This window comes from Micromonospora cathayae (assembly GCF_028993575.1).
Classification (GTDB): Bacteria; Actinomycetota; Actinomycetes; order Mycobacteriales; family Micromonosporaceae; genus Micromonospora; species Micromonospora cathayae.
In genome coordinates this window covers 130,152-154,305 of the sequence record NZ_CP118615.1, presented here as the reverse complement: position 1 = coordinate 154,305, position 24,154 = coordinate 130,152, and the positions used below count along the sequence as shown (strand labels likewise).

Annotated in this window: 17 protein-coding genes; 14 read left to right on the top strand and 3 right to left on the bottom strand. The window is 73.8% G+C overall.

The window, feature by feature from the left end:
• Positions 1 to 9: 9 nt before the first annotated feature.
• The 5 genes from PVK37_RS00700 to PVK37_RS00680 all read left to right on the top strand — a co-directional run bounded on the left by PVK37_RS00700 (position 10) and on the right by PVK37_RS00680 (position 11,665).
• A complete protein-coding gene (locus PVK37_RS00700; RefSeq protein WP_275031727.1) occupies positions 10 to 3,264 on the top strand; it encodes an efflux RND transporter permease subunit in 3,255 nt (1,084 codons plus the stop codon).
• 103 nt (positions 3,265 to 3,367) lie between these two features.
• Positions 3,368 to 4,612, top strand: a complete 1,245-nt coding sequence (locus tag PVK37_RS00695; RefSeq protein WP_275031726.1) for an MFS transporter — start codon at positions 3,368 to 3,370, stop codon at positions 4,610 to 4,612.
• Positions 4,613 to 4,679: 67 nt separating this feature from the next.
• A complete protein-coding gene (gene thrB / locus PVK37_RS00690) occupies positions 4,680 to 5,633 on the top strand; it encodes a homoserine kinase (protein WP_423790978.1) in 954 nt (317 codons plus the stop codon).
• A 298-nt stretch (positions 5,634 to 5,931) separates the two neighbouring features.
• Positions 5,932 to 7,959, top strand: coding sequence for a transcription termination factor Rho (rho, locus tag PVK37_RS00685; protein ID WP_275031724.1), 2,028 nt, complete (start codon positions 5,932 to 5,934; stop codon positions 7,957 to 7,959).
• A gap of 169 nt (positions 7,960 to 8,128) precedes the next feature.
• Positions 8,129 to 11,665, top strand: coding sequence for a phosphodiester glycosidase family protein (locus PVK37_RS00680; protein WP_275031723.1), 3,537 nt, complete (start codon positions 8,129 to 8,131; stop codon positions 11,663 to 11,665).
• A gap of 145 nt (positions 11,666 to 11,810) precedes the next feature.
• On the opposite strand, the gene PVK37_RS00675 is transcribed toward PVK37_RS00680, so the two are convergent.
• Complete coding sequence (locus tag PVK37_RS00675) at positions 11,811 to 12,707, bottom strand: phosphatase domain-containing protein (protein WP_275031722.1); 897 nt, start codon at positions 12,705 to 12,707, stop codon at positions 11,811 to 11,813.
• Positions 12,708 to 12,913: 206 nt separating this feature from the next.
• On the opposite strand from PVK37_RS00675, the gene rpmE reads away from it, so the two are divergent.
• Positions 12,914 to 13,138, top strand: a complete 225-nt coding sequence (gene rpmE, locus PVK37_RS00670; protein WP_275031721.1) for a 50S ribosomal protein L31 — start codon at positions 12,914 to 12,916, stop codon at positions 13,136 to 13,138.
• Between the two features lie 91 nt (positions 13,139 to 13,229).
• The gene (prfA, locus tag PVK37_RS00665) at positions 13,230 to 14,318 is read left to right on the top strand and encodes a peptide chain release factor 1 (RefSeq protein WP_275031720.1); all 1,089 of its coding nucleotides are present in this window, start codon (positions 13,230 to 13,232) and stop codon (positions 14,316 to 14,318) included.
• A 67-nt stretch (positions 14,319 to 14,385) separates the two neighbouring features.
• Here the strand turns inward: prfA and PVK37_RS00660 are convergent, their stop codons facing one another.
• A complete protein-coding gene (locus PVK37_RS00660; protein WP_275031719.1) occupies positions 14,386 to 15,951 on the bottom strand; it encodes a GGDEF domain-containing protein in 1,566 nt (521 codons plus the stop codon).
• Positions 15,952 to 16,103: 152 nt separating this feature from the next.
• Here PVK37_RS00660 and prmC point away from each other — a divergent pair, with 152 nt between their 5' ends.
• The 4 genes from prmC to PVK37_RS00640 all read left to right on the top strand — a co-directional run bounded on the left by prmC (position 16,104) and on the right by PVK37_RS00640 (position 20,594).
• Positions 16,104 to 17,102, top strand: a complete 999-nt coding sequence (prmC, locus tag PVK37_RS00655; RefSeq protein ID WP_275031718.1) for a peptide chain release factor N(5)-glutamine methyltransferase — start codon at positions 16,104 to 16,106, stop codon at positions 17,100 to 17,102.
• Positions 17,102 to 17,743: an L-threonylcarbamoyladenylate synthase gene (locus PVK37_RS00650; protein ID WP_275035306.1), complete on the top strand. Its 642-nt coding sequence runs from the start codon at positions 17,102 to 17,104 to the stop codon at positions 17,741 to 17,743. The genes prmC and PVK37_RS00650 overlap by 1 nt, the downstream gene beginning before the upstream one ends.
• On the top strand, positions 17,744 to 18,355 hold the full coding sequence (locus PVK37_RS00645) for an arsenate reductase/protein-tyrosine-phosphatase family protein (RefSeq protein ID WP_275031717.1): 612 nt from the start codon (positions 17,744 to 17,746) through the stop codon (positions 18,353 to 18,355). It begins immediately after the preceding gene.
• A 121-nt stretch (positions 18,356 to 18,476) separates the two neighbouring features.
• Complete coding sequence (locus PVK37_RS00640) at positions 18,477 to 20,594, top strand: transglycosylase domain-containing protein (RefSeq protein ID WP_275031716.1); 2,118 nt, start codon at positions 18,477 to 18,479, stop codon at positions 20,592 to 20,594.
• Positions 20,595 to 20,603: 9 nt separating this feature from the next.
• On the opposite strand, the gene PVK37_RS00635 is transcribed toward PVK37_RS00640, so the two are convergent.
• A complete protein-coding gene (locus PVK37_RS00635) occupies positions 20,604 to 22,097 on the bottom strand; it encodes an SDR family oxidoreductase (protein ID WP_275031715.1) in 1,494 nt (497 codons plus the stop codon).
• Positions 22,098 to 22,171: 74 nt separating this feature from the next.
• Between PVK37_RS00635 and PVK37_RS00630 the strand changes: the two genes are divergently transcribed.
• The 3 genes from PVK37_RS00630 to atpB all read left to right on the top strand — a co-directional run bounded on the left by PVK37_RS00630 (position 22,172) and on the right by atpB (position 23,987).
• Positions 22,172 to 22,606: a hypothetical protein gene (locus PVK37_RS00630; RefSeq protein ID WP_275031714.1), complete on the top strand. Its 435-nt coding sequence runs from the start codon at positions 22,172 to 22,174 to the stop codon at positions 22,604 to 22,606.
• A 335-nt stretch (positions 22,607 to 22,941) separates the two neighbouring features.
• A complete protein-coding gene (locus PVK37_RS00625; protein WP_275031713.1) occupies positions 22,942 to 23,178 on the top strand; it encodes an AtpZ/AtpI family protein in 237 nt (78 codons plus the stop codon).
• Between the two features lie 11 nt (positions 23,179 to 23,189).
• Positions 23,190 to 23,987 carry a F0F1 ATP synthase subunit A gene (gene atpB, locus PVK37_RS00620; protein ID WP_275031712.1) on the top strand — a complete coding sequence of 266 codons (798 nt, stop codon included), beginning with the start codon at positions 23,190 to 23,192 and terminating at the stop codon, positions 23,985 to 23,987.
• Positions 23,988 to 24,154: the final 167 nt, after the last annotated feature.

Here is a 24,154-nt window from a genome sequence, read left to right as displayed (position 1 = left end):
GCTACGCCGATGTCGCTGCTCGCCAGATTGAGCCTCGCCAACCGGGGGCTGGTCGCCCTCATCGCGGTGGTGATCACGGCGTTCGGGGCGTTCGCCGTGCCGTCGCTGAAGCAGCAACTCCTGCCGTCGCTGGAGTTCCCGGCCGCGTTCGTGGTCGCGACCTACCCCGGTGCCGGCCCTGAGGTGGTCGAGTCCCAGGTCACCGAGCCGATCGAGAACAGCCTCCAGGGCATCCCGGGGGTCGAGAAGATCACCTCCACCTCCCGGGAGGGTTCTACCACCATCGTCGTCGAGTACGTCTTCGGTACCGACGTGGACGACGTGGTCAGCAAGATGCAGACGGCGGTCAACCGGATCGGGAACCAGCTCCCGGCGGACGTCGACCCGCAGGTCATCGCCGGCAGCACCGACGACCTGCCGGCCGTGGTGATCGCCGCGTCCGGCGGCGACGACCCGGCCGCGCTGGCCGCGAAGCTGGACAGCGCGGTGGTGCCCGAGCTGAAGGCGGTCGACGGGGTCCGCACGGTCGAGGTCACCGGCACCCGTGACGAGCTGGTGGTGGTGACGCCGGACCCGGCGAAGCTGGCCGCCGCGCGGCTCCAGCCGACGGCGATCGGCACCGCCCTGCAGACCAACGGGATCACCGTGCCGGCGGGCGCGGTGGTCGAGGGCGGCCGGTCGCTGACCGTCCAGGTCGGTAAGCCGCTGGCCACCCTGGACGACCTGCGCGGGATCATCGTCGCGCCGGGCGCGACCCCGGTCCGGCTGGCCGACGTGGCGACCGTCGAGGAGCAGCTCGCCCCGCCCACCTCGGTCACCCGCACCAACGGCCGGGACAGCCTGGGTATCGCGGTCACCGCCGCACCGGACGGCAACGCGGTGTCCATCTCGCACGACATCCGGGACCGGCTCGCCGAACTGTCGGCGGCCTCCGGCGCCGAACTGACCGTGGTCTTCGACCAGGCGCCGTTCGTCGAGAAGTCCATCGAGAGCCTGACCACCGAGGGCCTGCTCGGCCTGGTGATGGCGGTCATCGTCATCCTGGTCTTCCTGCTCTCCGTCCGGTCCACCCTGGTCACCTCGGTCTCCATCCCGCTGTCGGTGCTGGTGGCGCTGCTGGCGCTGTGGATCGGGGACTACTCGCTGAACCTGCTCACCCTCGGCGCGCTGACCATCGCGGTGGGCCGGGTGGTGGACGACTCGATCGTGGTGCTGGAGAACATCAAACGGCACCTGGAGTACGGCGAGCCGAAACGCGAGGCGATCCTCTCCGCGGTCCGGGAGGTCTCCGGCGCGGTGACCGCCTCCACCCTCACCACGGTCGCGGTGTTCGCGCCGATCGCCCTGGTGGGCGGGTTCGTCGGGCAGCTCTTCGCGCCGTTCGCGATCACCGTCACGGTGGCCCTGCTGGCCTCGCTGCTGGTCTCGCTGACCGTCATCCCGGTGCTGGCGTACTGGTTCCTCAAGCCGGCCGGCGGCACGGTCCGCAAGGCGGACGTCCGGCAGGCCGCCGAGGAGAAGGAGCTGCGCAACCCGTTGCAGCGGGCGTACCTGCCGGTGATCGGTTTCGCCACCCGGAAGCGGTGGACCACGGTGGCGATCGGCCTGGTGGTGCTGCTCGGCACGTTCGGCCTGTCGACCCGGCTGGAGACCAACTTCATCGACGACTCCGGCCAGGACTCGCTGAACATGAGCCAGCAGCTGCCGATCGGCACCGGGCTGGCCGGCACCGACGAGGCGGCCAAGAAGGTCGAGGCGCTGCTGGAGAAGACCGGGGGCGTCGAGACGTACCAGGTGACCATCGGGGGCAGCGGCCTGCCGTGGGAGGGCGGCGGCGGCAACAGCGCCGCCAGCTACGTGCTCGGCCTCGCCGAGGACACCGACACCGACCGGCTCAAGGAGGACCTGCGCCGGGAGTTCGACGCGCTCGGCGACGGGGTGGGCGAACTGAGCTTCCCCAGCGGTCAGGGTGGCGCGTCCGCCAACCAGCTCGCGGTGGTCGTCCAGGCCGCCGACCCGGAGGCGCTGGCCCGCGCCACCGAGGAGGCCCGCGCCGCCATGGCCGACCTGGCCGGCGTCGAGGACGTCTCGTCCAGCCTGGCCGAGCGGGTACCCCGGGTGGAGGTGGCGGTGAACCGGGCCGCCGCCGCCCGCGTCGGGCTCACCGAGGCGGCCGTCGGGCAGCTCGTCGCCCAGGCGTACCGGGGCAGCCCGATCGGCCAGGTGACCGTCGACGGTGGACAGCGCAACGTGGTGCTGCGGTTCGCCGGCGCGCCGCCGACCACGGTGGACGCGCTGCGCGCGCTGCCGGTGGGTCCGGCGAAGCTGGGTGACATCGCCACCGTCGAGCAGGTCGAGGGGCTCCAGCAGGTCACCCGGATCGACGGCGACCGCAGCGTCACGGTCACCGGTACGGCCACCGGCTCCAACCTCGGCGCGACCACCAAGAAGCTGCGCGAGAAGCTGGACGCCATCGACGTGCCGGGCGCGACGCTCACCGTCGGCGGGGTCAGCGCGGACCAGGAGGAGGCGTTCGCCGACCTGGGGCTGGCCGTGCTGGCCGCGATCGCCATCGTCTTCCTGATCATGGTGGCGACGTTCCGCAGCCTGGTGCAGCCGTTGATCCTGCTGGTGTCGATCCCGTTCGCGGCGACCGGCGCGATCGGCCTGCTGCTGCTCACCGGCACCCCGCTGGGGGTGCCCGCGCTGATCGGGGTGCTGATGCTGGTCGGCATCGTGGTCACCAACGCGATCGTGCTGATGGACCTGATCAACCAGTACCGGGCACAGGGCATGGGCGTGCGGGAGGCGGTGATCGAGGGCGGCCGGCGTCGACTGCGTCCGATCCTGATGACCGCGGTGGCGACCATCTTCGCGCTGCTGCCGATGGCGTTCGGGCTGACCGGCGAGGGCGGCTTCATCTCCCAGCCGCTGGCGATCGTGGTGATCGGCGGGCTGCTCAGCTCGACCCTGCTCACCCTGGTGCTGGTCCCGACCCTCTACACCATGGTGGAGACCCGCAAGGAGCGCCGGCGGGCCCGCCGGCAGGCCCGGACCGGCGGGACCGCCGCTGCGGCCGGGCCGACCCCGGTCGACGCGCCGGAGCCGGCCACCGTCGCCGCCGGCGGTCCGTCGGCCGGTGACCCCGCCGGGGGTACGCGACCGGCCCCGGCCCCGTCGGCGGCGCTGGTCGACGGCACCGACCAGTTCGAGGTGCTGCGCCTGCCCAAGAGCCGGCAGTCGCCGCTACCGCCGCAGGAGTGACCGGCCCGGTCCTCCTCCGGCGTGGTGGCGACGCCCGCCGGGGGAGGACCGGCCCGCTCGGCGGCCCCACCGGGTTTGATCGCCCCGGGTAGGGTGTGGGCACGTGGCGTCGACACTGACGGTTCTCACCCGGAACCGGAACTTCCGCATCCTCTTCCTGGCCGAACTGGTGGTCTTCGGCGCAGACTGGTTCGTCATGGTGCCGCTGCTGGTGCTCCTGCCCGAGCTGACCGGCAGCGGGGTCTGGGGCGCGCTGGTGCTGGCCGTGGACACCGGAGTGCTGGCCCTGCTGCTGCCGTACACCGGCACCATCGCCGACCGCTTCGACCGCCGGAAGATCCTCATGTCGGCGAACGCCGCCGCCCTGGTCGGCGCGCTGCTCCTGTTGGGCGTACGCGACGCCGGCACGGCCTGGCTGGCGATGCTGGCGATCTCGGTGATCGCGGTGGCGAAGGCGTTCTACTCCCCGGCCGCCCAGGCCGCCCTGCCGAACGTGCTCGACCCGGACGAACTGGCCGCCGGCAACGCGGTCGCCGGTTCCGCCTGGGGCACGATGACCGTGGTCGGGGCGTCCCTGGGCGGCGTGATCAGCGCGGCCTTCGGCCCGTACGCCTGTTTCTGGATCGCGGCGGTCGCCCTGGTGCTGGCCGCCGGGCTGACCGCGCTGATCCGCCGGCCGTTGCAGGCCCCCCGCGACCGGACCGAGCCGGCGCAGCGGGCCTTCGCGGCCATCGCCGAGGCGTTGCGCTACATCGGGCAGCGGCCCCGGGTGCTGGGCCTGGTCACGGTGAAGTCGGCGGTGGGCCTCGGCAACGGGGTGCTGACCGTCTTCCCGCTCCTCGCCGGCCTGTACGGGGTCGGCGCGATCGGCACCGGGCTGCTGTTCGCCGTCCGGGGCGCGGGGGCGCTGGTCGGCCCGATCCTGATGCGCCGGGTGCTGACCAACCGCCGCTGGCTGTTGACCGGCCTGGCGCTCTCCATGTCCGCGTACGGGCTGGCCTACCTGGGGGTGTCGCTGACCGGCTGGTTCCCGCTGGTCCTGGTGCTGGTCTTCGTGGCGCACTTCGCCGGGGGCAGCAACTGGGTGATGTCGAACTTCGCCCTCCAGGGCGAGGTGCCGGACCGGTTGCGCGGGCGGGTCTTCGCCACCGACATGATGCTGGCGACGCTGGCCATCTCGGTCAGCCAGCTGGTGGTGGCGGGGCTGGTCGACACGGTCGACGAGCGGGTGGTGCTGGCCGGCTGCGGGCTGACCACCCTGGTGTACGCGATCGGCTGGCGGATCGCCACCCGCCGGCTCTCGCTCACCGAGCGTCCCCCGGCCGCCGACCCGGTGACCTCCCACTGAGCCGTGCCGTGGGCCGTCGCCGGGGCCGGGTGTCCCAGCCGGCGGCGGGTCCGGCCGGACCCCTAGCATGGGCGGCGTGCCCCTGAACTTCACCGCCGACCCGGTGCGTGTCCGGGTCCCCGCGACCAGCGCCAACCTGGGTCCCGGCTTCGACGCGTTGGGCCTCGCGCTGGCCCTGTACGACGACGTGGCCGCCGAGGTGACCGACGGCGGGGTCCGGGTGGCGGTGACCGGGCAGGGGGCCGGTGAGCTGCCGGACGACGACCGGCACCTGGTGGTGACCGCCATGCGGGCCACCTTCGACGCGCTCGGCGGCCAGCCGGCCGGGCTGGCGGTGGAGTGCGTCAACCGGATCCCCCAGGCCCGTGGACTGGGCTCCTCGTCGGCGGCGATCGTGGCCGGGGTGCTGCTGGCCCGCGCGCTGGTGGCCGACGGGGCGGACCGGCTCGACGACGCCGGGGCGCTCCGGCTCGCCGCCGACCTGGAGGGCCACCCGGACAATGTCGCGCCCTGCCTGCTGGGCGGCTTCACCGTGGCCTGGACGGAACCGACCGGCGCGCGGGCGGTCTCGCTGGCCCCGGCGGCCGGGGTGCACCCGACGGTCTTCGTGCCGGACGAGCGGGGCCTGACCGCCACCGCGCGGGCGGCGCTGCCGGCGACCGTGCCGCACCCGGACGCCGCGCTGACCGCAGGGCGGGCCGCGCTGCTGGTGCACGCGGTGACCGCCGCGCCGGCGCTGCTGCTCCCGGCGACCGAGGACCGGCTGCACCAGCACTACCGCGCGGAGGGCATGCCGGCGACGTACGCCCTGGTCACGGCGTTGCGTGGGGCTGGTGTGGCGGCGGTGGTGAGTGGGGCCGGGCCGACCGTGCTGGCGTTGACCGAGCCGCCCGCCGAGTTCCTCCCGGGAACAGGTTGGCAGGTTTGGCGGTTACCGGTGGATGGCAGCGGCGCGCAGGTCGTTAGGGGTAGACTGGGACACGCCGAGCGGGACCCTGTTGCCGCAGGTCGCATGAGTTGATTACGCTCTAGACTTAGCACAGCCGCGAAGCATGCGATCTCTCTGCGGGTCGGCGCACCCCCGAAGCTCTCGGCGGTCAGCCCGTCTCACCCCTGCCTAGGCCCACGCCGCACCGCAGTCTCCACAGGTCGCCGCAGACGGCGAGACCTGCTCACCGACGTTGGTGAGTCGGGAAACCGACCGGCTGCTGTGTCACAGACTCCCGCGGCGCGTCATGCGACACGGGTGCACCGAGGCCGCCCGGCCACCTGAGCATCTTGACTCCGGGCAGCCCCGGCCTATCGAGGGAAGGAATCCATTGAGCGACACCACCGACGTGACGTCGGATGTTTCCAACGTCGCTGGCGAAGCCACCGCCGCCGCCCCCGTCCGTCGTCGGCGCAGTGGCACGGGCCTGTCGGCGATGCTCCTGCCGGAGTTGCAGAGCCTGGCCGCGTCGCTCGGCATCTCCGGTACCGCGCGGATGCGCAAGGGTGAGCTGATCAGTGCCATCACCGAGCGGCAGGGCGGCGCCGCCGCCGGAGCCCCTCGACCGCGCGCCGAGGTGGCGGCTGCCGCCGCCCCGGTCCGCGAGGAGGTCCGGGCCGAGGTGCGCGACGGCGCGGAGCCGGCGGCGCAGCCGACGACCCCGCCCGCCGAGGCCGAGCCGGCGCGTCCGCGTACCCGGCGCAGCCGGGCCGCCGTCACCGCCGAGCGGGCCGCGGCGACCGCCGCTGCCGCGCCGGCACCGGCTGTCGAGGCGGAGCAGCGCGAGTCCACGCCGGAGGCCGCCGAGCGTCCGGAGCGGGTCGAGCGTGCGGAGCGGACCGACCGTACCGAGCGGAACGACCGTACCGAGCGTGGCGACCGCGCCGACCGGGGCGACCGTAACGAGCGGGCCGAGCGGGGCGACCGTCCGGAGCGGGGTGACCGCAACGAGCGGGGCGACCGCACCGAGCGCACCGACCGGGGCGAGCGCAACGACCGGGGCGAGCGCGGCCAGCGTTCCGACCGGGCCGAGCGCAACGACCGCGATCAGCGCAATGACCGGGACCAGCGCAACGACCGGGACGCCGACGGTGACGACGACGGCGAGGGCGGCGGCCGGCGGGGCCGGCGCAGCCGGTTCCGGGACCGTCGGCGGGGCCGGGGCGAGCGCACCGAGACCGGTGGCGACACCGGTGGCGGCGGGCGCGAGCCCCAGGTCAGCGAGGACGACGTACTCGTCCCGGTGGCCGGCATCATCGACGTGCTGGACAACTACGCCTTCGTCCGGACCACCGGCTACCTGGCCGGCCCGAACGACGTGTACGTCTCGATGTCGCAGGTCAAGAAGTACGGCCTGCGGCGCGGTGACGCCATCACCGGTGCGGTGCGGGCGGCGCGCGACGGCGAGCAGCGGCGGGACAAGTACAACCCGCTGGTCCGGCTGGACTCGGTCAACGGCATGGAGCCGGAGGAGGCCCGCCGTCGTCCCGAGTTCTACAAGCTGACCCCGCTGTACCCGCAGGAGCGGCTGCGGCTGGAGACCGAGCCACACATCCTCACCACGCGGGTGATAGACCTGGTCACGCCGATCGGCAAGGGCCAGCGGGCGCTGATCATGTCGCCGCCCAAGGCCGGTAAGACCATGGTGCTCCAGGCGATCGCCAACGCGATCACCCACAACAACCCGGAGTGCCACCTGATGGTGGTGCTGATCGACGAGCGGCCCGAAGAGGTCACCGACATGCAGCGGTCGGTGAAGGGCGAGGTCGTCGCGGCCACGTTCGACCGGCCGCCGCAGGACCACACCACCGTCGCCGAGCTGGCGATCGAGCGGGCCAAGCGGCTGGTCGAGCTGGGGCACGACGTGGTCGTGCTGCTCGACTCGGTGACCCGGCTCGGGCGGTCGTACAACCTGGCGGCGCCGGCCAGCGGCCGGATCATGTCCGGTGGTATCGACTCGACCGCGCTCTACCCGCCGAAGCGGTTCCTCGGCGCGGCGCGGAACATCGAGAACGGTGGCTCGCTGACCATCCTGGCCACCGCCCTGGTGGAGACCGGTTCCGTCATGGACACGGTCATCTTCGAGGAGTTCAAGGGCACCGGTAACGCGGAGCTGAAGCTGGACCGGAAGATCGCCGACAAGCGGGTCTTCCCGGCCATCGACATCCACACCTCCGGTACCCGTAAGGAGGAGATCCTGCTCGCGCCGGAGGAGCTGGCCATCACGCACAAGCTCCGCAAGGTCCTGCACTCGCTGGACTCGCAGGCCGCGTTGGATCTCCTGCTGGACCGGCTCAAGCAGTCCCGGACCAACATCGAGTTCCTGATGCAGATCGCCAAGTCGACGCCGGGCGAGTAACCGGCGCACGGCGAAAAGGGGCACGGCCGTTCGCGGTCGGGCCCCTTTTCGCTGCTCCGGGACGGTCGCCGGTTCCGCTGTCCCGGGGGGACGATCGCCGACTGGAGTTTTCCTTCGGTTCGCTTCGAAGTATTGAAACTTCTGTTCATCATCGGGTTGACTGACCGCCATGCGTACCCGATCCGCCCGACTCGCCGGCGTACTGCTGCTGACGCCGCTGCTCGGCCTGGCCGGCCCGACCCCGGTCGTCGCCGCGCCACCCGACCGGCCGGGGGCCGACCTCCGGTCGACCGGCACCACGGCCGAGGACGCCCCCCGGTCCTCCTCGCACCCGTCCACCGCCACCACGCTGGCCGCCGACACCGCCGACACCGCCGACACCGGCCGGACCGACGGGGTCGCGCCGGCCGGGGGCCTGGAGACCGCGACGACCACCCGCCCGGTCGCCCCCGGGCTCGACCTCACCTCCTTCGACCGGTACGACCAGCAGGGCTGGCTGCGCGCGGACGCGCTCACCGCCGACCTGACCGGCGGGCTCACCGTCGACTACGTCAACTCGGGCGCGGTCAGCCGGGCCGAGCCGCTGCGCGGCGCGGTGGACGCCGCCGGGGCGGTCGCCGCCGTCAACGGCGACTTCTTCGACATCAACAACTCCGGGGCCGCCCAGGGCGTCGGCATCCGGGGCGGCGAACTGGTCCAGTCGCCGGTCGCCGGGCACCCCAACGCGGTCGGCATCACCGCCGGAGGTCTCGGCCGGGTGATTCAGGTCACCTTCGACGGCACCGCCACCCTGCCCGGCGGGCCGGTCACCCTGACCCAGTTCAACAACATGGTCCAGCCCGGCGGCGTCGGCCTGTTCACCCCGCTCTGGGGCGCGTACGACCGGGGCCGGGCGGTGCAGGGCGCGAGCCGGGTCACCGAGGTCACCCTGGTCGCCGGGCGGGTCGCCACCGTCACCGACCGGGCCGGCGGCGGCCCGATCCCGGCCGGCACCAGCGTCCTGCTCGGCCGGGACGCCGGCGCGGACGCCCTCGCCGGCCTGCGCCCGGGCGACCCGGTGACCGTGGCGTACCGGCCGAAGCCGTCGGACGGCAGCACCCTGCGGGCCGCGGTCGGCGGCGGCAACGTGCTGGTCCGCGACGGGGTGGTGCAGGAGATCGCCGACTCCTCGCTGGCTCCGCGTACCTCGGTCGGGTTCACCGCTGACGGCCGCCGCATGATCATGCTCACCGTGGACGGCCGGCAGGTGGACAGCCGGGGCGTCACCCAGACCGAACTGGGCCGGATGATGGCCGAACTCGGCGCGCACCACGCCCTCAACCTCGACGGCGGCGGCTCGTCCACGCTGCTCGCCCGGGAACCGGGGTCCGCCACCGTCCAGGTGGAGAACAGCCCCTCCGACGGCACCGAACGGGCCGTCCCCAACGGCCTGGCGATCTACGCGCCGAAGGGCAGCGGCCGGCTCACCGGGTACTGGCTGGAGACCGCCGCCGACCCGACCGCCGCGCCCGGCGTCGCCCCGGTCCGCGGCGGCCGTCCCGACCGGGTCTTCCCCGGCCTCACCCGCCGACTCACCGCCGCCGGCCACGACGAGACGTACGGCCCGGCGGCCGGCACCCCGACCTGGCGGGCCAACCCGGCGGCGCACGGCAGGGTGGCCGCCGACGGGGTGTTCCGGGCCGCCCGGCCCGGCCGGGTCACCGTCACCGCCGCCCGGGGTGGCGCGCGGGGCACCCTCGACCTCACCGTGCTCGGCCCGCTGGCCCGGATCGACGCCACCGTGGACCGGGTCGGCCTGACCGACGCCACCGGCACCGGGACGTTCGGCGTGGTCGGCTACGACGCCGAGGGCAACACCGCGCCGGTCGAGCCGGCCGACCTGACCCTCGACTACGACCGCGACCTGCTGACCGTCACCCCCACCGCCGACGGCAACCTCACCGTCGCCGCCCGCCGGGACAGCGGCTCCGCCCTGGTCACCGTCACCGTCGCCGGCCGGCGCACGGTGCTCCCGGTGACCGTCGGCCTGACCGACGTACCGGTCGCCGGCTTCGACGACGCGCCCGCCTGGAAGTTCAGCGCCGCCCGCGCCACCGGCTCGGTCGCGCCCGTACCGGGCCGCACCGGCACCGGCCTGAAGCTGGCGTACGACTTCGGCCAGTCCACCGGCACCCGGGCCGCCTACGCCGACCCGCCGGCCTGGATCGAGGTACCCGGACAGCCGCAGGCGTTCGGCATGTGGATCAAGGGCAACGGCACCGGGGAGTGGCCCAGCCTGCACCTGCACGACGCCCAGGACACCCAGCACGTGCTGCGCGGCCCGCTGGTCACCTGGACCGGCTGGCGGTACGTGCAGTTCGACGTGCCGGCCGGGGTGCAGTACCCGCTACGGGTACGCCGCTTCTACGTCGCCGAGACCAACGCCGCCGCCAGGTACACCAGCGAGGTGGTGATCGACGACCTGGTGGCGAAGGTCGCGCCGACCGTGGACGTGCCGGCCGAGCCGTACCGCACCGACCGGGTGGTGCTGCGCGACGGCACCGTCGCCGGGATGCCCTGGCGGTTCGCCGTCCTCTCCGACGCCCAGTTCGTCGCGGCGGACCCGGACAGCGACCTGGTCGCCCAGGCCCGCCGTACGCTGCGCGAGGTGAAGGCGGCCCAGCCCGACTTCCTGCTGATCAACGGGGACTTCGTGGACACCGCGTACCCGGCGGACTTCGCCCTCGCCAAGCGGATCCTGGACGAGGAACTCGGCGGGGAACTGCCCTACCACTACGTGCCCGGCAACCACGAGATCATGGGTGCCCCGATCGCCAACTTCCAGGCGGTCTTCGGCGCGCCGTCGAAGGTGTTCGACCACAAGGGGACCCGCTTCGTCACCCTGAACAGCTCCACCGGCACCCTGCGCGGCGGCGGCCTGGACCAGGTCCGGGCACTGCGTACCGCGCTGGACTCCGCCGCCACCGACGACGCGATCGGCTCGGTGGTGGTGCTGCACCACCATCCGCCGCGTGACCCCGGCCCGGCCAAGGCCAGCCAGCTCACCGACCGCAAGGAGGCGGCGCTGGTGGAGCAGTGGCTGGCCGACTTCCAGCACCGCACCGGCAAGGGCGCGCTCTTCGTCGGCGGGCACGTCGGCACCTTCCACGCCGACCGGGTCGACGGGGTGCCCTTCCTGATCAACGGCAACGCCGGCAAGGGCCCGTCCAGCCCCGCCGACCAGGGCGGCTTCACCGGCTGGACGATGGTCGGCGTGGACCCGGTGACCCGGCAGGAGGCCGACCGGGCCCGGCGTGACCCGCTGGCCGTCGCCGCCCCGGCCGGGGCCGGCAGCGGCGCGGGGCCGCGCTGGGTGGCCGCCGAGTTCCGGGCGCACGTCGACCGGCTCACCCTGACCGCCCCCGCCACCGTGGCGGTCGGCACCCCGGCGACGGTCACCGCGACCCTCACCCAGCCGGGTGGGCGTACCGTGCCGGTGGCCGCCCCGGTCAGCGCGGACTGGTCCGCCTCGCCCGGCGTGCACGTCGGTCCGCCCGACGGGGTCCGGCCCTGGCACGTGGCCCGCTTCGATCCGGCCACCGGCACGCTGACCGCGCTGAAGCCGGCCGCCTCGGTGCTGCTCGCGGTCACCGTCAACGGCGTCCGCGCCGAGGCCACCCTCACCCTCGCCGCCGCCCCCGCGGTGGGCCGCGTTCCCGCCGCCTGATCCTGGTGGGGCGTGTTCCCGCCGCCTGATCCTGGTGGGGCGTGTTCCCGCCGCCTGACCCTGGTGGGCCGCGTTCCCGCCGCCTGATCCCGGTGCCGGGGTCCCCGCTGTCGCCCGGTGTGCCAGCGGGGGCTCCGGCCGGCCGTCAGAAGTCGCCCTCGGCGACCTGGAAGACCGTCAGGCCCAGTTCCCGCCACATCGCCACCACCTGCATCCGGTCGTCGAAGACCCCGACCACCCGGTAGCGGTCGCGCAGCTCGCGGTCGTAGATCTCCCGCTTGACCACCGCGTCCTTCCGGTTGTCGCCGACCGCCCGCAGGTGCAGAGCCAGGTACGGCACCCCGACGTGCCGGTCCAGCCAGGCCACCGTGGCGGCACGGGCGGAGGCGTCCCGGCCGGAGCAGAACACCACCCCGTACCCGGCCGCGTGCATGGCCCGGACCGCCACGATGACCGCCTCGTTGGGCGCGTCCTCACCGACCCGGGTCATGTCGTAGGGGCTGCGTGAGACGTGCAACGCGACGGTGCCGTCGATGTCGACCAGGACGACCTCGGGCGGTTCCGGCGCGGGCGGGCGTACCCGGGCCGGCCCGCCGGGTGGCACCTCGGGGACCGGCAGGGGCAGTGGCCGGTCCGCCAGGAACCGTTCGTGCAGGCGAATGATGGCCTCCGCGCCGACCCGCTCGTCCGCCGACCGTCCGGCGTCGCGGCGCAGGCACTCGTCCAGCGGTACGTCGGTGAAGTCGTGCACCTCGAAGTCGGCGCCGTACCGGGCGGCGAGCCGGGCCCACTCGCGCAGGGTCCGGGCGCGCAGGTTGGTGTCGTCGACGCAGACGTCGACCCGGGCCCGCAGCAGCGCCTCCACCTGGGCCCGCTGGGCCGTGGTGACCTGCGATTCCGCCCACTGGGTGAAGAGCCGCGCACCGTGCAGCATCCGGCGCAGATCGTCCCGGTTTACCCGGACGACGGACGGCTGGAGGGTACGGGCGAAGGTGGTCTTGCCCGAGGCGGGCAACCCCCGGGTGGCGATGAGACGGGTCACCCCGGTCACGGTAATGCGCCCGGCCGGGGCGGGAATGCCGGTGGTGGAGGGTGCGTTGGGGGAGCTGTGCGGCCCGGTTCACGGGTCGGCGCGAGCCCATGGCACACTGGTCAATCGGCCACCGGTTCCGGTTCACGCCGATCCCGCGCAGGCGTTCACGCGCGGTCGGCGACCCGGCGACCACCCACGAGAGGACCGAAGGCGACATGAAGCCCAACATCCACCCGGAGTACGTGACCACCGAGGTCACCTGCTCCTGCGGCAACTCCTTCACGACCCGCAGCACCGCCAAGGGCGGCTCGATCCACGTCGAGACGTGCAGCGCCTGCCACCCGTTCTACACGGGCAAGCAGCGGGTGCTCGACACCGCCGGTCGGGTCGCGAAGTTCCAGCAGAAGTACGCCAAGGTTCAGGCGAAGAAGGCCAAGTAGCCGTAGGTCCGACGCCCGCGTCCGGTTTCCCGCCGGACGCGGGCGTCGTCCGTATCTGCCCGATTCGCGCCGACCCGCAGGGAGCACCCGCATGAGCAGCGAGCGCCTGGCCGCCCTCCTCGACGAGTACGCCGAGCTGGAGAAGCGGCTCGCCGACCCGGCCATCCACGCCGACCAGGGCACCGCCCGGCGGGTCGGCCGGCGCTACGCCGAGCTGGTGCCGCTGCACAAGGCGGCCGGTGAGCTGGAGCAGGCCCGCGCCGACCTGGCCGCCGCCCGGGAACTGGTCGCCGAGGACCCGTCCTTCGCCGGCGAGGCGGAGTCGATCGCGGCCACCCTGCCGGCGCTGGAGGAACGCCTCGCCGAGCTGCTCATCCCGCGTGACCCGCATGACGCCAAGGACGTCATCGTCGAGATCAAGGCCGGCGAGGGCGGCGAGGAGTCCGCGCTGTTCGCCGGGGACCTGCTGCGCATGTACACCCGGTACGCCGAACGGCGGGGCTGGCTCACCGAGGTGCTCGACGCGCAGGACTCCGACCTCGGCGGGGTGAAGGACGTCTCCCTGGCGATCAAGACCAAGGGCGTGCCGGAGGGCGGCAACGGGGTCTGGTCCCGGCTCAAGTGGGAGGGCGGCGTGCACCGGGTGCAGCGGGTCCCGGTGACCGAGTCGCAGGGCCGCATCCACACCAGCGCGGCCGGTGTGCTGGTGCTCCCGGAGGCCGAGGAGGTCGACGTCACCATCGACCCGAACGAGCTGCGCATCGACGTGTTCCGGTCGTCCGGCCCGGGTGGGCAGTCGGTCAACACCACCGACTCGGCGGTGCGGATCACCCACGTGCCGACCGGCATCGTGGTCTCCTGCCAGAACGAGAAGTCGCAGCTCCAGAACCGGGAGCAGGCGATGCGGATCCTGCGGGCCCGGCTGCTCGCCGCCGCCCAGGAGCAGGCCGACGCCGCCGCCTCGGACGCCCGCAAGGCGCAGGTGCGGACGGTCGACCGCTCGGAGCGGATCCGCACCTACAACTTCCCGCAGAACCGGATCACCGACCACCGGATCGGCTACACCGCGTACAACCTGGACCTGGCCCTCGCCGGTGACCTGGACGGGGTGCTCGACGCTCTCGTGGAGGCCGACCGGGCCGCCCGCCTGGCCGGCGACACCGAACTGACCCGCCGCTGAGGCCGGCGGCCCGGCCGACCACACCCGCCCGCCGGTCCGGGCCCGGCGTCGCGGTGCCCGGCCGCGTTCAGGAGGCGCGGGGGTGCGCCTTGGCCCGGAGCATCTGCTGGTCGGCGGCGTCGAAGGCGGCCCGGATCGCGTCCCGGCCGAGCGGGCCCGGGGAGCTGACCTCGGCGAAGCCGATGGTGACCCGGACCGGGGTGCCGGGCACCAGGGACTCCCAGTCCTCGGTCCGGATCGCCGCGTCGATCCGGCGGGACACCTCGACGGCCTCCTCGATCCCGGTGCCGGAGAGCACCACCACGAACTCGTCCCCGCCGTAGCGGGCCACGAAGTCGCCCCGTCGCATCACCCGGTTGATCACCCCGGCCACCCGTTGCAGCACCAGGTCGCCGGAGTGGTGCCCGTGCCGGGTGTTGACCGCCTTGAAACCGTCCAGGTCGCAGACCCCGATGACCAGGCGTTCGCCCCGGTTGGCCATGCCGGCGATGTGCCGTTCCAGCCGGCGACGGTTGGGTAGGCCGGTGAGCGGGTCGGTCAGCGCCTCCCCCTCGAACCGGGCCGCCTCCCGGCGCATCTGCTCGTGGTCGATCCGGGCCGCGACGCCGTCGATGTAGACGTCCCGCAACCGGTCGGTACGCTGCGCGGCCAGCCGGAACGCCATCCGGTCGGCCCGGTGCGCGCCGGCGTGGTCACCGGCGGAGGCCAACGCGATGCTGCGCAGCCGGGCCGGCTCGGCCGCGCCCAGGGTCTCGGTGGAGACCGAGGCGGTGTCCAGCCGGGTGATCGCCTCGATCGGCCGGCCCCCGGCGATGGCCAGGCAGACGTGGCCCAACTGCCGGAAGTCCCGGGGCCGGGCGCTGTCCCCGCCGAAGCCGAGCAACCGGACCGGGTCGTCCTCGGTGCCGCCGCCGACCGGGTCGCCACCGACCGGATCGCCGAGGCAGGCCCGGCGGGCGGCGGCGTAGCCGTACGCGGAGAGGCTGCTCGGACGGAGCCGACCGGCCCGGCCGGTCCGGCGGAACCGCTCCAGGTCGGCGGCGATGTCCCGGAGCACCCGCAGGCAACCGTCGCTGTCGCCGTGGTGGTCGAGGGCGACCGCGCTGCGCAGCCGGATGCCGGGCGCGGCGAAGGTCTCCTCCGGGATGCCGGCGGCCAGGCCCATCTGCCGGGCCTTCTCGATCGCGGTGAGCGCGTACCCGTGGAAACTCAGGTACGAGTAGGCCATCGCCAGGTCGTGCCAGCCCCACGCGGTGTCCCGGTCCGGGTCCTCCACCCGGTCGAGCATCCGGGCGGCCCGGACCAGGTGGGTGACGCACCGGTCGAGGGCCCCCTGGTGGTGCGCGGCGAGCGCGGCCAGGGCGTTGAGGTGCCCGTGCAGGTACGGCTCGGCGAGGTCCCGGACGGCGGTGGACGCCTCCTCGATGGCCCGGGTGAACTCGGCGGTCCGACCGAGGTTGATCAGCGCGGATAGGCGCTGCACCCGGGCGTCGGCGCGGGTGTACGGGTCCTCGGTGGTGCCGATGACCTGCTCCAGAAGAGTGCACGCCTCGGCGGACCGGCTCGCCTCCATGAGGTCGCGCGCCTGCGTGAGAGTGTCAACCTGGTCGGTGACCCGGTCGAGCCAACCCACCCGCAGCCTCCCGTCCGCACCGCCCACACCGGCGGCGCACCGTGGTCGCCGGCGGCACCCCTGGTCGGTCACGCCCGACCCCGGCACGCCAGCGGGCGCGCGGAGGGACGCGCGCGTTCGGGGTGACGTGCGCGACGCTTCATGATTATGTCGTGACCGTCACGCCGCAACAGCCGTCCGAAGGGACGAACAACCGTCATCCCGTCACACCGGTACTCGCCCGGGTGACCCGGACCCTCGCCTCGGCGGGCATCGGGGCGGCCCGGACCGAGGCGGAGCTGCTCGCCGCCCACGTGCTCGGGGTGCCCCGGAGCCGGCTGCTGCTGGTCGACGGGTTCACCACCGCGCAAATCGGCCGGCTCGACGATCTGGTGGCCCGCCGGGCGGCCCGGGAACCGGTGCAGCACCTGACCGGGCGGGCCGGCTTCCGGTACCTGGACCTGGCGGTCGGGCCGGGGGTGTTCGTGCCCCGGCCGGAGACGGAACTGGTCGCCGGCTGGGGGATCGACCGGGCCCGGCAGCTCGACGCCCCGGTCGTGGTGGACCTGTGCAGCGGGTCCGGGGCGATCGCGCTCGCGGTGGCCCACGAACTGCCGGCCGCCGAGGTGGTGGCGGTGGAACGGTCGACGGCGGCGCTGGCCTGGCTGCGGCGCAACGCGGCGGAACGGGCCGCCGCCGGGGACCGGCCGGTCCGGGTGGTCGCCGCCGACGTCACCGACCCGGAACTGCTCGCCGGGCTGACCGGCCGGGTGGACGTGCTGCTGTCCAACCCGCCGTACGTGCCGCGGGGGACCGCCGTGCCGCCGGAGGTGGCCGGGCACGACCCGGACGAGGCGGTCTTCGGTGGCCCGGACGGACTGGACGTGGTCCGGCCGCTGGTCGGGCAGGCGGCCCGGCTGCTGCGTCCGGGCGGTCTGCTGGCCGTCGAGCACGACGACACGCACGGCACGGCGGTACCGGAGCTGATCGCCGCCGACGGCCGGTTCGAGGCCGTCACCGGCCACCTCGACCTGGCCGGGCGGCCCCGGTTCGCCACCGCCCGCCGGCGGTCGGACGGCCACGGACCGACCGGCCGGCCGGACCACCAGCCGGACGCCGGCAGCGCCCCGGCCCACCGTGCCGGCGGGGCGTGGCAGACTGGCTCCTCGTGATGCTCTACGACTGCCGGTCGGTGGCCGATCGGGACCGCGGCATCGCCGCGGCCATCGAGGCCGTCAAGAACGGCGAACTGGTCGTCCTGCCGACCGACACGGTGTACGGGATCGGCGCGGACGCCTTCACGCCGTTCGCGGTGAAGGCGCTGGCCGACGCCAAGGGGCAGGGCCGGCAGGCCCCGCCGGTGCTGATCGGCTCCCGGCACACCCTGGACGGGTTGGTGTTCACCCTGCCCCGCGCGGCCCGGGATCTGGTCGAGGCGTTCTGGCCGGGGGCGCTGACCATCGTCGTGGAGCACTCGCCCAGCCTCCAGTGGGACCTCGGCGACTCCGCCGGCATGGTGGCCGTCCGGATGCCGCTGCACCCGGTGGCGCTGGAGGTGCTGCGGGAGACCGGCCCGATGGCGGTCTCCTCGGCGAACAAGACCGGGCAGCCGGCGGCGCTCACCGCCGAGGAGGCCCGTGACCAGCTCGGGTACGCGGTCCGCGCGTACCTGGAGGCCGGCCCCTGCCCGGACCCGGTGCCCAGCACGATCGTGGACCTGACCGGTGACGTGCCCCGGCTGGTCCGGGAGGGGGCGATCGCCGTGGAGAAGCTGCGCGAGGTCGTGCCGGAGCTCGAGAGCCGGGTGGCGTAGGTGCCGCCGTTCACCGTTCTGCACGTCTGCATGGGCAACATCTGCCGGTCCCCGATGGCCGAGCGGCTGCTGGTGCTGGCCGTCCGGGAGCGGCTGGCCCGGCGGTCGGTGGAGCCGGCGCGCGCCGACGGACTGCTGTTCAGCCACAGCGCCGGTACCGGTGGCTGGCACGCCGGTGACGAGATGAACCCGCCGGCGGCCCGGCAGATCATCTCGCGGGGTGGTGACGTCGCCGGGTTCACCGCGCGCAAGCTGCGTTCGGACCAGATCGACGCCGCCGACCTGGTCCTCACCGCCACCGAGGACCAGCACGAGTACGTGTTGGCGCTGCGACCGGACGCCGCCGGGCGGACCTTCGTGCTGGGCGAGTTCGGCCGGTTGCTCGGGCTGGTGGACGCCGCCGCGCTGCCGCCCGCCGGGTCCTCCCCGGAGGAGGTGTACGCCCGGGGGGTGGCCCTGGTGGCCGCCGCGCACGCCGCCCGGCAGGGTGCCGCGCCGCTGCCCGGCGACGACCTGGACGATCCGTGGGGCCGGGGGGACCAGTGCTTCAGCCGGGTCGCCGACGAGATCGAGGAGACGGTGCAGCCGCTGGCCGCGGTCCTGCTGCCCTGAGCTTCCCGACAGTTACGCCCGCAGTGCGAATTTACTGCGGATATGCGGAAAGTGTCCGGTTTTCCGGCTGTCCGGGGGTCATGCTGAACGGGTCCTGACCCGGCTCCTGCGGGGAGAGCTGATGACCCAGGCCCGTCTGCACAAGCTGTTCACGGTGGTGCTCGCCGGCACCCTGGCCGGACTGGTGCTCGCCGCGGCGGCCCTACCGCTCGCGCTGGTCCTCGGACTCGGCTTCCGGACCCTCGCCGTGCCCTACGCGGAGCTGCCGAACAGCCTCCGTACGCCGCCCACCGCGCAACGGTCGCAGCTGTACGCCGCCGACGGCACCACCCTGATCACCTCGTTCTTCCTGGAGAACCGGACGGACGTGCCGCTGGCCGGGGTGGCCCCGGTGATGCGCCAGGCGATCGTGGCCGCCGAGGACGCCCGCTTCCACCAGCACAGCGGGGTCGACCTGCGCAGCGTCGTCCGGGCCTTCGCCGCCAACCGGGGCGACGGCGGCAGCCGGCAGGGCGCCTCCACGCTGACCATGCAGTACGTCCGGAACGTGCTCAGCAGCGACCCGACGCTGACCGAGGCGGAACGCCGGGCCGCCGCCGAGATCAGCACCGCCCGCAAGATCCAGGAGGCCCGGTACGCCCTGGCGATCGAACGGGAACTGAGCAAGGACGAGATCCTGGCCCGCTACCTCAACATCGTCTACTTCGGCGCGGGCGCGTACGGCATCGACGCGGCCAGCCGGCGCTACTTCTCCAAGGCCCCGGCGGACCTGAACCTCGCCGAGGCGGCCCTGCTCGCCGGGCTGGTCCGGTCGCCGCACACCGACGACCCGATCAACGGCGACGCCGACTCGGCCCTGCGCCGCCGGGCATACGTGCTGGACCGGATGGTCGAGACCGGGGCGGTCCCGGCGGCCGAGGCGGCGCGGGCCCGGGCCGAGCAGCTCGCCCTGCAACCCAGCATGCCGCCCGACGACTGCGCGGCGGTACCCGCCGAACGCGCCGACTGGGGCTTCTTCTGCGACTACTTCACCACCTGGTGGAACGCCCAGCCGGCGTTCGGCGGGTCGGTCCAGGAGCGGCAGCGCACCCTGCGCCGGGGCGGGTTCCGCATCGTCGCCTCGCTCGACCCCGAGGTGCAGCGCGCCGCGCAGGAACAGGTGCTGCGGATCTACCGGCCGGAGAGCCGGTACGCGCTGCCGACCGCCGTGGTGCAACCGGGCTCCGGCCGGATCCTGGCGATGGCGGTGAACCGTCGCTACGGTCTCGACGCCAACCCGCCCGGCCAGCCCAACCACCCGCACACCGTCAACCAGCTGGTCGCCGGGGGCGGTGGCATCGTCGGGTACCAGGCCGGTTCGACGTTCAAGCTGTTCACCCTGCTGGCCGCGCTGGAGGCCGGACTGCCGCTGGACACCCGGTTCGACGCGCCGTCCCGACTGGTCACCCGGTGGCGGGTCGACGACCCGGCGGCGAGCTGCGGCGGCTACTGGTGTCCGGTGAACGCGAGCCCGGAGACGATGAACGGACCCCGGGACATGTGGACCGGGTTCGGCCGGTCGGTGAACACCTACTTCGCCTGGCTGGCCGGTCAGGTCGGCGCGGACCGGGTGGTGGAGGTGGCCGAGCGGCTCGGCATCGTGTTCCGGGCCGAGAACGACGCGAAGCTGGCCCGGTACGGGGCCCGGGAGTGGGGGCCGTTCACCCTCGGCGTCGCCGCGACCACCCCGCTCGACCTGGCCACCGCGTACGCGACGGTGGCCGCCGAGGGGGTCCGGTGCACCCCGTTGCCGGTCAACCGGATCACCGACCGCGCCGGCCAACCGGTCGACGCCGGCCGGCCGGACTGCCGGCGGGTGCTCGACGTGGACGTGGCCCGCGCGGCGGCCGACGCGGCCCGCTGCCCGGTCGGCGACCAGTCGGCGTACGGGCGCTGCGACGGGGGCACCGCGCCCGACCTGCGCAGTCGGCTGGGCCGGCCGGTGGCCGGCAAGACCGGCAGCTCCGAGGGGTACGCCACGGAGACCGTGGTCGCCTTCACCCCGCAGGTGGCGGTGGCCTCGATGGCCGCCAACCCGGACGATCCCCGGGACCCGGTCGGCCGGCAGGTGCAGCCGGTGATGGTCGACGCGCTCGGCGAGATCATGTGGGCCGCCCTGCACGACAAACCGGTCCGGGACTTCGCCGCGCCGAGCCAGCAGATCGCCTACCGCACGGTGGCACCCCGCGCGGGGGAGTGAACGGCCCGCTCAGCCAGCCGGCGCGCTCCGCGCCGCAGGCGACGTGCCGGCCTGTTCCGCGCCGCGGGCGATGTTGCGGGCCATCCCGCCGAAGACCACCGCGTGGAACGGGGCGACCGCCGCCCAGTAGGCGTGCCCGGCCAGCCCCCGGGGGAGGAAGACGGCCCGCTGCACGTACCGGCTGCCGCCGTCGCCGTCGGCCTCGGCACGCATCTCCAGCCAGGCCCGGCCGGGCAGCCGCATCTCCGCCCGCAGCCGCAGCAGCTCACCGGGGACGATCTCCTCGACCCGCCAGAAGTCCAGCGCCTCGCCCACGTAGAGCCGCTCCGGGTGCCGGCGGCCCCGGCGCAGCCCCACCCCGCCGACCAGCCGGTCCAGCCAGCCGCGCACCGACCAGGCGAGCGGGAAGGAGTACCAGCCGTGTTCGCCGCCGACCCCCTCGATCACCCGCCAGAGCGCGGCCGGCGGCGCGTGCACCCGACGTTCCCGCAGGTCGGTGTAGGCCGACCCGCCGGACCACTTCGGGTCGCTGGGCAGCGGCTCGGCCGGCGCGTCCGGCCCGCTCGCGGTGGACCAGCGGGTCTCCACCTCGGCGTCGCGGACCTTCGCCAGGGCCAGCCGGACCGCCTGGTCGAAGCCGGTGAGGCCGTCCGGCGGGTCGGGGACGTACCGGGCGATGTCGTGTTCGTGGGCGACCGCCTCGTGGATCAGGCTCTCCACCAGCGGCCGGGCGATCGTGCTGGGTACCGGGGTGACCCAGCCGACCCAGTGCGACGACAGCGACGGGGTCAGCGGGCGGACCGGCACGATGATCCGGCGGCGCAGCCCGGCCGCCGCCGCGTACCGCTGCATCATCTCCTGGAAGGTGAGGATGTCCGGCCCGCCGATGTCGAACGCCCGGTTCACCTCCGGCGGCAGGTCGGCGCAGTCGACCAGGTAGCGCAGCACGTCCCGGACCGCGATCGGCTGGATCCGGTTGCGCACCCAGCGCGGGGTGATCATCGCCGGCAGCCGCTCGGTGAGGTACCGCAGCATCTCGAACGAGGCCGAACCGGACCCGATGATCACCGCAGCCCGCAGCACCACGGTCGGCACCCCGCTGTCCAGCAGGATCCGGCCGACCTCGGCCCGCGAGCGCAGGTGCGCGGAGGGGCGGTCGTCCGCCGCCGGCTCCGGCCCGCCCAGGTAGACGATCCGGCGTACGCCGGCCGCCCGGGCCGCCGCCGCGAAGTGCGTCGCCGCCTCCCGGTCGGCGGCCTCGAAGCCGGCCTGCCCGAGCGAGTGCACCAGGTAGTACGCCACGTCCACGCCCGCGAACGCGGCCGGCAGCGTCTCCGGTTTCCGCAGGTCGCCCTCCACCACCTCGGCCTGCGCCGCCCACGGCACGTCGCGCAGCCGGCCGGCGGTCCGGGCCAGGCAGCGTACGGTGTGCCCCTGCGCGAGCAGCCGGGGCGCGAGCCGCCCGCCGATGTAGCCGGTGGCGCCGGTGACCAGGCATCTCATCCCTCCAGTGTGCGGCCACCTAGACTTCGGTGCTGTGGAGACCGCGACGCGCACCAGTTCTTCGGCGTACCCGCATGGCTGAGACCGGGACGGACACGCCGGAGGCGACGACGGCGCGTACCGGGAACTGGCGGTTGCGGCACCTGCCGGTGCTGCTGGCCGCCACGGCGGTGTCGGCGCTGGCCGCGGCCGGGGTGGGCGCGCTGCTGGACGGCCCGACGGCGGCGCTGGGCGCGGCGCTCGGGGTGGCCGTGACGGCGTTGAGCTACACGCTGACCACCGTGGTGCTGGCCTGGGCCGACTCGGTGAACCCCCAGTTGGTGCTCCCGTTCGGGCTGGGCCTGTACGCGGCCAAGTTCACCCTGTTGGGTGGGGTGATGATGGCGGTCGCGGCGAGCGGCTGGGCCGGTCTGCTCCCGCTCTGCGTGGGCATCGCCGTCGGTGTGGTGGTCTGGACCGGCGTGCACATCTGGTGGCTCACCGTTGTGCACGCCCGCCGCGCCGACTGAACCGCCACCGGCCCCGCTGACCCGTCGCGCGGACGCTGACCCCCCGCGACCCGCCCGCCGCGCTCCCGCTGACCCGCCCGCCGCGCCCGCTGACTGCGTGGCGCGCCGGGCGGTTCGGTACCGCCGGCACGCCGGTCCGCCGCGACACGCCGGGGCGGGCCGTTGCGGTGCTCGTCGCGCCACTCCCGGAATGTGTCCGGTACCGGTCATTTGCTCAGTGGCGGAAGGGGAGTAGCGTGCCGCTAGACGAGATGCCCGCCCGCTGCCCACACGACCGAGGTTGTGCGGGGGGTGAGGCACAGCCTCGTCTTCCCGACTGATATCGTTCGCCCGTCATGGCTGGTGACCAAACCCCCCGACCCGACGGTGCCCCGGACGATGTTCCGCCCGGCGCCGGCCAGGGTTGGACCGCGCTCAGCTACCTGATCGCGGGCATGCTCGTGTGGGGATTCATCGGCTGGCTGGTCGACAGGTGGCTCGACACCGGCGGCATCGCCACCGGCATCGGCATCGTGCTCGGCATGGCCGGGGGAGTCATCCTGGTCATCCGCAAGCTCGGCACGCCTACTTAGGAAGGGACGCGGTGTTCGGACAGGCGAACGTCCTGGCACAGGGCGAGGCAGCATTCCCACCCAGCGTGGAGGATTTCTACCTGCCCAGCATCGTGCCCTGGGGGGCGCACGACTCCTACTGGTTCACCAAGATCACGGCCATGGTGTGGCTGGCCGTCGGCATCTTGATCATCTTCTTCCTGGCGAGCTACCGGAAGCCGCAGCTGGTCCCGACGAAGAAGCAGTGGCTCGCCGAGTCGATCTACGGCTTCGTCCGGAACAACATCGCGGTCGACATGATCGGGCACGCGGGGGTGCGGTTCGCGCCGTACTTCACCACGCTCTTCTGCTTCGTCCTGCTGACCAACTTCTTCGCGATCGTGCCCGGCCTGCAGATCTCGCCGAACTCGCACATCGCCTTCCCGGCGATCCTCGCGGTGATCAGCTACGTGCTGTTCATCTGGGTGGGTATCCGGCACCACGGCGCCGGCAAGTTCTTCAAGAACGCCCTGATGCCGCCGGCACCGTGGTACATCCTGCCGCTGCTGGTCCCGATCGAGCTCTTCTCGACCTTCATCGTCCGGCCGTTCTCGCTGGCCGTCCGTCTCTTCGCGAACATGTTCGCCGGTCACATGCTCCTGCTGGTCTTCACGCTCGGCGGCTTCGCGATGCTCAACGCGAACATCTGGCTCGCGCCGGTCTCGCTGCTGTCCTGGGTGATGACCATCGCGGTGACCTTCCTCGAGTTCCTGGTGATCTGCCTGCAGGCATACGTCTTCACGGTCCTGACCGCCAGCTACGTCCAGGGTTCGCTCGCCGACGAGCACTGATCCACCGGGTCGGTGCTCGGGGAACGAGCACTGATCCACCGGGTCGGCGCTCGGAGAACGAGCACTGATCCACCGGGCCGGTGCTCTGGAAACGAGCACTGATCCACCTGTAACACCCGTTGTCGTCCCGCGTGACCGTCACGCGTGATAACCAGGAGGAACCACTC